Here is a 12,420-nt window from a genome sequence, read left to right as displayed (position 1 = left end):
GTGATGCAACACCAACACCAACACCGACTCGAGATCCCCGTACGGGACCACCGCGGCATGCACCGGCGGATCAACCGCGAGGTCGAAGACGTGCGTGCTCTCCCTTGCCACCATGGCATCAGCCTGCTCAGCAGCGCACTCCAGCCACGACGCCGTCAGTGAGCCCGGACCGCCCGGGAGTATCCGCTGGACAGGCTCTCCGTCCACCGTGGGGAACACCGTGCGCAGCGCCTCGTGCCGGTCCACGACATCGGACAGCGCGGCATCGAGCGCCTCCCGGTCCAGCCGGCCCTGGATCCGCGTCACCAGCGGCACCGTGTACGTCGAGCTCGGGCCTTCAACCCGGTGCAGGAACCACAGCCGCCGCTGCGCCGGAGACAGCGGCAGGAGTGCTCCGGGCCACGGCTCGATTCGGGTCGGCCGCGCACGGGAGCCCGTCGATGTCGTGTCGAGAAAGGTCCCGACTCCGGCAACGGTCGGCGCGTCGAACAGCGTCTGCACAGCGAGGTCGGCCCCGAGCAGGGTACGAATCCGGTTGATCAACCGGGTGGCAAGCAGGGAATGGCCGCCCAGTTCGAAGAAGTTGTCGTGCACCCCGACCTGCGCGACACCGAGGACGTCGGCGAACACCCCGCAGAGAATCTCCTCGGCAGGTGTACGTGGGGCGCGAGAGCCGGCGCGAGCAGCGAAGTCGGCCTGGGGCAGAGCCCGTTTGTCCAGCTTTCCATTGGTGGTCATTGGCATGTGGTCGACCACGACGAACGCGCTGGGCACCATGTGGGCCGGCAGCAGCCGCCGCAGGTGGGCTTTGGCGGAGGCGACGAGCTCGGCCTCCTCCAGACGCCGCAGCGGATTGTTGGTGTACGAGTGCGGCGCCGACGACTGGTCGCGTGGTACGTACAGTTGGTCCACTGGAGCAGGTTGTGCCGGATCGTGGAACAGTGCGTCCATGCTGCCGTCATCGGCGGTGCCCGCCCAGGTGGTGAGGACCGCGAAGCCGAAGGACTCGCCCAGAGCGTGCAGTTCTTCGGGATCGGGCGTGGTGCCCGGAGCAGTCAGCAGAACGGCGGCTTCGGCAGGCGAGGCGCCGGCATCCAGCGCCCGGCGCGCGCTGATCTCTCCGTGCAGCCGACCGTTGGGTATCCCGAGCACGCGGACCGGCGTGACGGGACCGGCGGCCAGAACAGCCGCGAGCTGATCGAGCGTGCTGATCTCGGTGCCCCAGCGCAGTTCATGATGAGCAGGCTCAGCGATTACCGCGACGGGGCCCCGGCGCAGTACCACGTCATAGCGGTGACGGGTCAACTCATTATGGAATGTTCCGCGTTGCAACTGTATATCCACGGCGTCGATGCGAGGGTCGGTGCGACGGATCGCGGCGAACATGTCCGGGTCGACCAGCAGTTCCTTCTCTCCCGCTGTGAGTTGGTCGACCGTACGTGCGATCGATGCCGGATCGGCCGGCAGCTCCGTGGCGGTCAGCGCGATCGCCGTGTGCAGGGTTCGCATCAGGCGCAGGTTGCGCAGATCGCCCAGGAACAGCCGGCCGCCCGGCGCCAACAGCCCGAGAGCGGTGTGGATGACGCCGACCAGGTAATCGGCACCGGGGAAGTACTGCGCGACCGAGTTGACGACCACGGTGTCGAAGTACTCCTGTGGCAGGTCATCGAGTTCGTGCGCGCCGGCGGCGTGCAGCCTCACCCGGCCGGCCAGTTCCGGGACCTGTGCCACCTTCCCGGACAGGTGGGCCACAACCACAGGGGACAAGTCGGTGCCCCAGTACTCCTGGCAGTGCGGCGCGGTGCGGGACATGATCAGGCCGGTGCCGACCCCGATCTCGAGTACCCGCGCGGGCCGGGCCTCGAGTATCCGGTCCACCGTGGCCTGACGCCACTCGCGCATCTCCTCATCGCCCATGGGTTCCCCGGTATAGCTGCTGGTCCACCCGGAGAAGACATCGTCGAGACCCTGGTCGTCGATGGTGCCGTAGTGGGCGTCGCTGACCTCACGCCACTCGTCGACCTGCTGTCCGGCGCGATCGGTCTCAGCACCGGAATCACTGTCGGGTACGAGGTAGGCCACCAGTCGCTTGTCCCCGCGGTCGTCCTGCTGGACGAGTACCGCGGCGCGATCCACCCCCGCGACCTCGGCGAGCGCGACCTCCACCTCGCTGGGCTCGATCCGGAACCCGCGGACCTTCACCTGGTCGTCGGTGCGGCCCACATACTCGAGGCGGCCCTGAAGGTTCCAGCGCACCAGATCGCCTGTGCGGTACATGCGCTCGCCGGGCGCGCCGAACGGGTTCGCCACGAACCGTCCCGCGGTCAGACCCAGGCGATTGAGGTATCCCCGCGCGAGTCCGGGACCGGCTACGTAGAGCTCCCCGGCGAACCCGGGCGGCAGCGGGCGCAGTGCCTCGTCGAGCACGAACACACGAGTGGCCTCGATCGGCCCGCCCACCGTGACCGGCTCCCCGGCCGCGAGTGAACCGCTGGCCGCGGACACCGTGGTTTCGGTGGGGCCGTAGGAGTTGATCAGCCGATGCTTTTCCGACCACCGGTCGACCAGCGCCGGTGTGCAGGCCTCGCTGGCGGTGATGAGGGTGGCCCCCGCCGGGAACGCCTCGGTCGGCAGGGCCGAAAGCAGGGACGGCGTGACGGTCGCGTGTGTGATGTCCCCGGCGGTGCTGCCTCCGGTCAGTAGCGCCTCGGGATCGCCGACTACGAGGGTGCCGCCGCTCAACAGGGCCATCATGATTTCCCAGACGGAGCCGTCGAAGGCGATGGAGGCGAGTTGCAGCACGCGGTGGCTGGCGTCGGAGCTGACATAGCGGCGGTGCCGATGTACCAAGCGGGACAGGCCGGTATGCGCCAGCCCGACACCCTTCGGCGTACCGGTGGAGCCAGACGTATAGATCACGTATGCCAGCTGGGTGTGATGTCTGGGCGCCGAGTGTTCCTCGTCGTCGAGATCGCCGGCCGGATAGCCGGATACGTCCACATCGGCGAGCACTACCTGGTTCCTGCCGGGCAGCCGGGCGGCTTTGTCCACCAGGGTCAGCAGCGGCTCGGTGTCATCGAGCACGAACTGCTTGCGCGGCAAGGGGTACGCGGGGTCGACAGGGACGTAGGTTCCGCCCGCCTTGGCGATCGCGAGCAGCGCTACCACCAGGTCGATGCCGCGGCCCATCGATACCACCACCGGCACGTCCGGACCGACCCCGCGGCCGACCAGGAACCGCGCCAGGCGATTCGCTCGCTGGTTCAGCTCGTGGTAGGTGACCTGTTGGGAGCCGTGCTCGACCGCAATCGTGTCGGGGTGCTGGGATGCCTGCTCTTCGAACAGTTGATGCAGCAGACGAGGTTCGACATCAGGCAGGCCATGCCATTCGCCCAATACGCTGCGGCGCTCGTCGGGATGGAGCAGGTCCAGCCGCGCCAGCGGCTCGTCGGGTGAGTCGACCAGCCGCGGGAGTATGGTCGCCAGGCGGGCCCCCACGCTATGGACGCTCGGTCCAGCCAGGCCACCGCCGTGCAGGTCCATGTGTCCGGGCCGGTCCGGGCGCAGCACGCCCACCAGCATGTGACGCCCCCGCTCCACCACTTCACCGGTAGTGATGAGGACATCGGTGAGCGCGATGCCGTCCGTGGTCACGGTCGGCGCGGATGCCTCGTGTCCTTGGACCCGGCGACGCTGCGCGCGCAACGCGGCCAAGACGTCCACAAAGCCCATGTCCGGACCGGGCGTCAGCACCAGGGGGACCGCGCCGGCCGTGCCGTCGATCAGGTCGACGACCACCGTGCGTTGACCGAGCAGGGCGCCGAGTACGATGCCGAGCGCGGCGGACACGACCGACGCGGGTGTGCAGCCGACCAGCTCGCCCAACTCCGCTAGTCCTGCGGGCACGTTCACGCCGGCGATGTCGTGATCACCGTCAGGAACCGGACTCAGCCGCGAGACCAGTGTGGGCTCGGCGACCGGAGTCAGCTCGGCGCGCCAGACCTCGATACCGTCCTGCTGTTCGACAGCGGGCACCGGCGCGGATGCCGATGTCGCGGATCCGGGGACGAGACCGATCGCGGTGTCGCGCTTGGTACGGGCAGCGCTCGACATGCACTCTCCTGGTCTGGCTACGGGAACGGGAGTCCGCAACGCGATGTGCCCGATGGGAGAGCGAGCAGGGGCGTGCTGTCGCAAGGCGCCCAATGCGGCGGACGATCCCGACAGTAGGGACGTAGCGTCGAGCCTCCAAGAGTTTGCAGTGTTATGACAACTAGCTGACACCCGGAGTGCGGAGCTGGCTGCCCGGCATTCTGCGGCTCCCGCGGGAGGCAGGAGTAACCGTCACCTTCCTGACGGTTCGCTTCCGGCTCCGCGCAAGGTCCGCGACTATGCGGGAATGTGGTCGCGTCGATGACCTCTTAAGACGGAGTCTCGTCGGTTCTCCAGTTCTTCTACTCCGCCGGGACCGGTGTGTGCCGTGGGTCCGGAGCCGCAGACCCTGAGGAGGGTGGCCGATGTCCGAGAGCGACGCACGCGACGGTGGAGGCGAGGCGGTGACGACCGAGAAACGGAGCGGCCCGGTTCCGCTGCGCCGGAACCGGGGCTTTCAGCTGCTGTGGACCGGTTCGGCGTTCTCGACGCTCGGACTGGAGACCGCCGACATGGCGTTTCCGCTGCTCGTGCTGGCAGTTACCCGGTCGCCTGCGGCTGCGGGAATAGCCGGCGCGGTGCAGATGACCACTGCGCTTGTGCTGGGGTTGCCGGCCGGTGAACTGGCCGACCGTTTCGACCGGCGGGCGCTGCTGCTCGTCGTGGAGTCGTTGCGCGCGGTTGCCATCGGCAGCATCGTCCTGGCGCAGGTGACGCACCACCTTGTGCTGGTCCATCTGCTGGCCGTCGCCTTGGTCATGGGTGCGATGCGACCGCTCAGCGCCACCGCACGGATGCTGCTGCTCCGCTCGGTAGTGCCGCCTGAGCAGTTGACCGCCGCACTCACCAGGGAAGAGGTCAGGATCAGTGGCGCTTCGCTGGCCGGTCCTCCACTCGGCGGCATGCTGTTCGCCCTTGGGCGTGTGGTGCCGTTTCTGGTGACCACACTGACTTTTTTGGTATCGATCTCCTGTGTGTCGCTGATGCGACCGCAGGCTGGCGCAGACAAGACATTCAAGGCAGACGAGGCAGACAAGGCAGACAAGGCAGACCAGATGCATCCGGATGCTTCCTCGGCCGTGCGCCGGATGCTCAGCGGAACAGTGGTCATGTGGCGGAACCCATTGCTGCGCAGGACCACGTTGTTCACCGCTGTAATGAACGCGGCCAGTGCACCGGTGGTGTTGATAGTTGTGGTACAACTGCAACACCAGGGAATTTCCTCGGGGTTGATCGGTGTGGCGACTGCGGGTCTGGCGCTCGGCGGGCTCGCCGGTGCCGCGCTCGTCACACGGTTGCACCGGCTTTCCCCGGCCACGCTGATGCTCGGACAGGCCGGTTCGGTGGCCGTTCTGCTCTGTCTGCTCGGCCTCTCACTGGGCCCGTGGTGGGCTGCCGCCGTGCTGTTCCTGCTCATGCTCGGTGTCCCGGCGATGCGGGTACTGGTCGACATCGTGATGTTCCGTCAGGTTCCGGACGAGCAGCGTGGCCGCGTGGTCGCGGCAGTGATGACCCTGTGGGGTCTGGGAGCCGCTGCGGGCACGCTGCTCGCCGGGGTCCTGCTCGACTTCATGTCGCCGCTGGCCATACTGATCGCTATCGCGGCTGCGCTCGGCATAGTGTTTTGCCTCGGACTGGCCAGCAGGGCGTTTCGCGCAATGGCATGGCCTACCGAGGCGGCGGCATCAGATCACTGAATCAACTCGCTCATCGGCGACAACCGTCGCCCGATGTCGGTCAGGCCCAGTTGGGAGACTCGCATGCCTGCCTCGAATCTGGATGTCACATCGAGGGTCTTGAGAATGTTCGCGACATAGCGTCGGTAGGTGCGAACGGAGACCCGCATCTGCCGTGCGGCGCACTCGTCCTTCATCCCCGTGCACAGCTTCTCCAGAACCTCGGCGAGCGGGCTCGGCCGCAGCAGAACCGGAACCGCCCGGCTGACCAGCCTGAAATCCACGGCCAGGTCTCGGAGGCCGTCATGCATTCGGTGCAGGGCTCGAACCGTTTCCGGTGACCGGACCACCAGGCCCTGCTTCGGGCAGGTGGGGGAGGTGTGCAACAAGGCAGAATCGGCGCCCACCACGGCAATGGTCGGCAAGCTTCGTGGTAGCAGCCGCACATCGGCGCCGGCGCCGACCAGCACGGCCAGCCGCTGTAAGTCCGGACTTCGTAGTGCCGCAAGATCGTGGTGCAAAATAGTCAGCTGGTGACCGCGGGCGAGTACCTCCCGGCACAGCAGGTCCACTGGATCGGCCCCCATCTGGTGTGCGATGTCGTCGAGGGATCCGCAGATGACCTGGACCGGCAGACTCCGTTCCGACCCGCTCCTCATGAGTCGGCTCAGCAGCATGGGAAATTGGCTGGGTTCCACTGTCGCGGACGTGAATCGCTCGCGCCGGGAGGTTATCAAGGCATTGAGCAGGAGAAGGCGTGCGCCTTCGATCGCAGACTCGATTTCGGACGTGCCCGAGTTTTCTGACCCGCGCACGCCCAACGGTCTCGGCCGCTCGGGAAGGACGACCGGATCTGATTCGCCCAATAGCATTTCATCAACCCTTCCGTGTTTAATAATTAATTCCTTGTAGCCACATCTCTTTCTTGCGACCTTGTGCCGGACGGTCGCCGACGTGAGGTGGAGGTCACTGTAACCTGAACCCGCTCCGGCGTGGAGGAACTCTGAGTGGATGCTTGGGCCTGGGGTTTCATGGTGGCTCGTCGATGTTTTTGTGGCTGATGGGTGGAATGTTCACTATTTCCACCGTGCGGGCAGCACTGGATGTATGGGGTGAATCTGCTCAGTGGCGGCCATCGGGTGCGGTGGTCGGCGTACGAGCCCGGCGTGGCCGCTCGTTCCCGCCGGCCCGGCGCGTAGCCGATGAGCCCGGCAGTCCGATTGTCCACTTCCTGTAAACACGCTGTGGAGACATGCGCCACGGGATCTGCTAAACACCCCTGCCCGGCGCGCCGTAAGCCAGCTACCTGACAGGTGCGAGTTCTTGTGGTCGCTTGCCTGGGCGCGGGCGCGGCTTTTAGGCTGTCGCCAGATTTTGTTCCGCTCTCTCCTGCATTATTTCTTTCCTTATTGCCTCGTCGCTGACAGACTGCCCCGATCGCCAAGGAGATGAATTGATGAATCCGTTCGACGATGACAGCGGACTTTTTAAAGTTCTGGTCAACGATGAGGGCCAGCACTCGCTATGGCCGTCGTTCGCGGACGTCCCTCAAGGGTGGCGAGTGATGCTCGATGACACATCCCGTGCTGACTGCATCGACTACGTGGAAAGCAATTGGACCGATATGCGTCCGGCCAGCCTGATCCAAGCCATGAATCGGGCCGAGCACGAGCCGTCGGTCGGCTCACCGGCTTCATGAACACGGACACCGCGGCCTTCACCACGACCACGTCCGGCCTGGCCGCGACGATGATGCTGGAGGACCTTCACGGCTCGCTGGGCCATCCACTGGCCGAGTCGATGAACTTCCTCAACGAGGTCGCCCAGCGGTACCCGGACGCGATCTCGTTCGCAGCCGGCCGGCCCACCGAGCAGTTCTTCGGCATCGACGCGGTACACCGCTACCTCGACAGGTTCCGCGAGCATCTGCTGGCCGTGTTCGACGGCGATGAAGTGCAAGTCCACCGCGAGATCATGCAGTACGGCCGGACCAAGGGCATCATCCACGACCTGATCGCGCGCAACCTGATGGTCGACGAGAACATGAAGGTGGACCCGGAATCGATCGTTGTCACCGTCGGCTGCCAGGAGGCGCTGTTCCTGACACTGCGCGTGCTGCGACGCACCTCTGACGACGTCATGCTCGCGGTGACTCCGAGCTATGTCGGCGCGGTGGGAGCGGCACAGTTGGTGGACATGCCGGTGCTGCCCGTGGCCAGTTCCTCGGAGGGTATCGACTTCGATGATCTGGTGCGCCAACTCGACATGGTGGCTGCCACGGGCCGACGGGTGCGAGCTCTTTACGTGGTCGCTGATTTCGCCAATCCCTCGGGCGTGAGCCTGGACCTCGACGCGCGCCTGCGCTTGTTGCGGCTGGCTGCTGAGCACGATTTCCTCCTGTTGGAGGACAATCCGTACGGGCTGTTCACCGCGGACGGCGAACCGGGCCCGCCGACGCTCAAGGCGCTCGACTCCGAGCGGCGAGTCGTCTATCTCGGCTCATTCAGCAAGACCGCTCTGCCCGGCGCACGGGTCGGCTATGTCGTGGCCGACCAGAGAGTCTCCGCGGCGGACGGCCGAGAAGAACTTCTCGCCGACCAACTCGGCCGGATCAAGAGCATGCTCACGGTCAACACCTCACCATTGGCGCAGGCGGTGATCGGCGGCAAGCTGCTGGAGCACGACTTCAGCCTGCGCGCCGGAAACGTCCGCGAGCAGCGGACCTACCGTGACAATCTGCTGCAGATGCTGGATGGACTACGCGACAGATTCCCACCTGGTCGGTATCCCGAGGTCACTTGGAATGTGCCCACCGGCGGGTTCTTTCTCGTTCTCACCGTGCCCTTTGCGGTGGACGACCACGTGCTTGAGCACTCCGCAAGGGCGCATCAAGTGCTGTGGACCCCGATGCACCACTTCTACGGGGACGGCGTACCGGTCAAGCAGATCAGGCTGTCGGTCAGCCATGTCACTCCCGCTGAGCTCGACGCCGGGCTGGACAACCTCGCGGCCTTCCTCCGCGAGTACCGCGATCACTGATCCATTGCCTCAAGTCAGCGCGAGGCCGTAGGAGAGGGTTGTCATGTATCCGCTGTCGCCGGCGCAACGCCGATTGTGGTTCGCACACCGGCTTGAGGGGCCGAGCGCGACATACAACATCCCAGTGGTGACATGCCTGCGCGGTGACCTCGATCTGTCCGCGCTGCAGGCGTCGTTGAGGGATGTGATCGACCGGCACGAGGTACTGCGAACCGTCTACCCGGAGCAGGCCGGCGAGCCGGTCCAGGTGGTGCTGCCCCCCGCGCAGTCGCGGGTTCGTATCGGCACCACCTGGTGCGCGGCCGGTGATGCCGGTCGTGTCGTGGCCCAACAGAGCCGCCACACGTTCGATCTCGCCGCTGACCTTCCCGTGCACGCGCACGTGGTGCGCACCGGCGACATCGACGCGTTTTTTGTGCTGGTGCTGCACCACATCGCCGCAGACGGCTGGTCCATAGGGCCGTTGGCCACCGACCTGGCGCATGCGTACAAGGCTCGGACCGCCGGTCACGCGCCCACATGGGAGCCGCTACCGGTTCAGTACGCGGATTACACGTTGTGGCACCACGAGTTGCTGGGAGAGACGTCCGATCCGGACAGCGAGATATCCCGCCAACTCGCCTACTGGCGCGAGACACTGGCCGGGATGGTCGAGGAACTCCCGCTGTCGAGGGATCGCTTGCGTCCGGCCCGCCCCACGTTTCGGGGTGACTCGGTGACCTTCCACATCGAGACGAGCACGATCGAACGGCTGCGAGAGGTCGCCCGGGCCCATCACGCCACCATGTTCATGGTTGTGCAAGCGGCGCTCGCGGCCTGCCTGACCCGTTTGGGGGGCGGCACCGATATTCCGCTGGGAACGGTTGCCGCGGGTCGTACGGAGGAGGCGCTCGACGACCTGGTCGGCTTCTTCGTCAACACCCTTGTGCTGCGCACCGACACCTCGGGCAACCCCACTTTCGAGGAGCTGCTCGAAAGGGCCCGGCACACTGCTCTGTCCGCATACGCACACCAGGACGTCCCCTTCGACCGCCTGGTGGAAGACCTGCAGCCGGCCAGGTCTCCGGCCTCCCACCCGCTGTTCCAGATCCTGCTGACATCGGCAGCGGGTGGACAGGAGTGCCTTGCGCTGCCCGGGCTGGAGTGCACGCCGGCGGCAACCGGCCTGGACATTGCGAAGTTCGACCTCGACATCGCCGCGGTCGAACTGCCCGAGGGGCTCGACATCGTGGTCGGCTATGCCGTCGATATTTTCGACCATGACACGGTGCGGTTGCTGGGTGAACGGCTGGTCCGCATGCTCACCGCGGTCGCCGACGACCCGGCAGCGCGGATCAACGATGTCGAACTGCTGACCGCCACGGAAAGGGAGCAGCTGGGGCGGTGGGGCCGCAACCGGGCAGACGCGGGTCCGGCCACGGTGATCGACGCTTTCACGGCAAGTGCCGACGCCGAGTCCTGTGCCACAGCCATCGTGCACGGCGACACGGTCCTGACCCGGACCGAACTGGATGACCGGTCGACCCGGCTGGCCGCTGGGCTGGTGGCGCGCGGAGTCGAGCCGGGGACCGTAGTGGCTGTGATGCTGCCGCGGTCCGCGGACACGGTCGTAGCGCTGCTCGGCGTGCTCAAGGCGGGCTGCGTCCACCTCACCATCGATCCGACGGCACCGGTCGACCGCACTCGGTGGATGCTGGCGGACAGCGGGGCCGCCGTCGTGCTGACCGACGGCGCGAGTCGGGATCTCGGCACATGTCCGGCGCAGGCGTCGGCGCTGACACTCGACGAGGTGATCGGCTCAGCCGGAAGCGTACGGGCAATAGCCCCTTCTCCCACGGATGCTGCCTACACGATCTACACCTCCGGATCGACCGGGCGCCCCAAAGGCGTTCTGGTGCCGCACAGCGCGTTGGCCAACCTGCTCCAGCACCATGTGACCACCACGCTGCCGCCCGTAGCCGACGGTGGCAGGCTGCGCGTGGGGCTGACCGCGGCCATGGCGTTCGACGCGTCATGGGATCCGCTTCTGTGGATGATCGCCGGCCATGAACTGCACCTGATAGATGACGACACCCGCCGCGATCCGGCCATGCTGGTCCAACATGTGAGGGACGCACGCCTGGACGTGCTGAGCACCACACCCTCCTTCGCCGGACCGCTGATTGAGGCCGGACTGTTCGACGGTGAGCAGCGCCCGCGTATGTTCGTGGTGGGCGGCGAGGCGGTGGGCGACGACCTGTGGTCGCAACTGTCGGACCTGCGTGACGTAGTGGCGTACGACTTCTACGGGCCGACCGAGACGACCGTCACCGCCACCTTCGCCCGGATCGACGGCGCCGGGCCCCATATCGGTGGACCGATCCAGAACGCCCATCTACAAGTGCTCGACCCGGCGCTGCGACCGGTGCCGCCGGGCGTGGTGGGCGAGTTGTATGTGGGAGGCCCCGGCGTCGCCCTCGGCTATGTCGGCCTGCCGGCCGCGACTGCGACCCGGTTCGTCGCCGCCCCGTTCGGCCGGCCGGGCGAACGTCGGTACCGCACCGGTGACCTGGTGAGATACCGACCGGACGGCGCGTTGGAGTATGTCGGGCGTGCCGACGACCAGGTCAAGATCCGCGGTTTCCGGATCGAACCGGGTGAGGTGGAAGCGGCGCTGGCCGCAGTGGACGGCGTCGATCAAGCCGTAGTGGTCGGACGCGAGGACCGAGCCGGCGACCGGCGGCTCGTCGGCTACGTCACCGGCGCGGTCGACCCGGACAAGGTGCGGAGCGCGCTCACCGAGCGGTTGCCCGAATACCTTCTCCCGTCCGCCGTCGTGGTGCTGGATGCCCTGCCGCTGACCCCGCACGGGAAGCTCGATCGCGCTGCCCTGCCGATGCCTGACCGCACGGCCACCGGCCGAGGCGCGCGCACCCCGCGTGAAGAAATGCTGTGCGGGCTGTTCGCCGAAGTGCTCGGTGTCACCGAGGTGGGCATCGATGACGGATTCTTCGAGTTGGGCGGTCATTCCCTGCTGGCCGTCAAACTGGTGAACCGGATCCGGGCCGTGCTCGGCCTCACGGTCGATCTGCGTTCCGTATTCGAGCACCCGACTGTGGCCGGGATCGGCCAGTCCGCTCGGGCCGGTGACCCCGGAGACCGCCCCGTGGTGTCGGTTCGTTCGCGTCCCGCCCAGCTTCCGCTGTCTCCCGCGCAACGTCGGCTGTGGTTCCTGCACCAAGTCGACGGCACTGCCGCGACCTACAACATGTCCCTGGTGACCAGGATGTCCGGGCAGGCCGATCCGAGTGCCCTGTCGGCCGCGCTGTCCGATGTGGTGGACCGGCACGAGGCGCTGCGCACCGTGTTCCCCACCGTGGACGGGGAGCCTGTACAACATGTACTGATGCCACGTCGGGTCTCTGTCACGACCACCTCCTGTGCGCCCTGCGATGCCGACCGGATCATTGCTGAGCACTGCCTCCATCAGTTCGACCTCGCCACTGACATCCCGATCCACGCGCATCTCGTGGTGACCCCGGAGGATTCGGTGTTGGTGTTGGTGTTGCATCAT

General features: G+C 66.6%; 6 protein-coding genes. 4 read left to right on the top strand and 2 right to left on the bottom strand.

The window, feature by feature from the left end:
• The coding region (locus ACIOMQ_RS41085; protein ID WP_402192827.1) for an amino acid adenylation domain-containing protein at window positions 1-4,113 on the bottom strand (4,113 nt) is incomplete at its 3' end.
• Window positions 4,114-4,517: 404 nt separating this feature from the next.
• Between ACIOMQ_RS41085 and ACIOMQ_RS41080 the strand changes: the two genes are divergently transcribed.
• A complete protein-coding gene (locus tag ACIOMQ_RS41080; RefSeq protein WP_402192824.1) occupies window positions 4,518-5,849 on the top strand; it encodes an MFS transporter in 1,332 nt (443 codons plus the stop codon).
• Here the strand turns inward: ACIOMQ_RS41080 and ACIOMQ_RS41075 are convergent.
• The gene (locus ACIOMQ_RS41075; RefSeq protein WP_362212641.1) at window positions 5,843-6,643 is read right to left on the bottom strand and encodes a hypothetical protein; all 801 of its coding nucleotides are present in this window, start codon (window positions 6,641-6,643) and stop codon (window positions 5,843-5,845) included. The two genes, ACIOMQ_RS41080 and ACIOMQ_RS41075, sit on opposite strands and share 7 nt — an antisense overlap.
• A 638-nt stretch (window positions 6,644-7,281) precedes the next feature.
• Between ACIOMQ_RS41075 and ACIOMQ_RS41070 the strand changes: the two genes are divergently transcribed.
• The 3 genes from ACIOMQ_RS41070 to ACIOMQ_RS41060 form a co-directional block, all read left to right on the top strand.
• Window positions 7,282-7,527 carry an MbtH family protein gene (locus ACIOMQ_RS41070; RefSeq protein ID WP_362212638.1) on the top strand — a complete coding sequence of 82 codons (246 nt, stop codon included), beginning with the start codon at window positions 7,282-7,284 and terminating at the stop codon, window positions 7,525-7,527.
• Between the two features lie 50 nt (window positions 7,528-7,577).
• Complete coding sequence (locus ACIOMQ_RS41065; protein ID WP_362212635.1) at window positions 7,578-8,867, top strand: PLP-dependent aminotransferase family protein; 1,290 nt, start codon at window positions 7,578-7,580, stop codon at window positions 8,865-8,867.
• Between the two features lie 43 nt (window positions 8,868-8,910).
• Window positions 8,911-12,420, top strand: a 3,510-nt coding sequence (locus ACIOMQ_RS41060) for an amino acid adenylation domain-containing protein (protein WP_402192820.1), incomplete at its 3' end; no start/stop codon positions are given.

Source organism: Streptomyces sp. NPDC087845 (assembly GCF_044742755.1).
In the GTDB taxonomy this organism is placed as follows: Bacteria; Actinomycetota; Actinomycetes; order Streptomycetales; family Streptomycetaceae; genus Streptomyces.
The sequence above is the reverse complement of the archived record's forward strand: the minus strand, read 5'-3'. Positions and strand labels throughout refer to the sequence as shown.

Coding starts and splice junctions, on each gene's coding strand:
- ACIOMQ_RS41080 (WP_402192824.1), top strand. CDS start 4,518: ATGTCCGAGAGCGACGCACGCGACGGTGGAGGCGAGGCGGTGACGACC.
- ACIOMQ_RS41065 (WP_362212635.1), top strand. CDS start 7,578: ATGATGCTGGAGGACCTTCACGGCTCGCTGGGCCATCCACTGGCCGAG.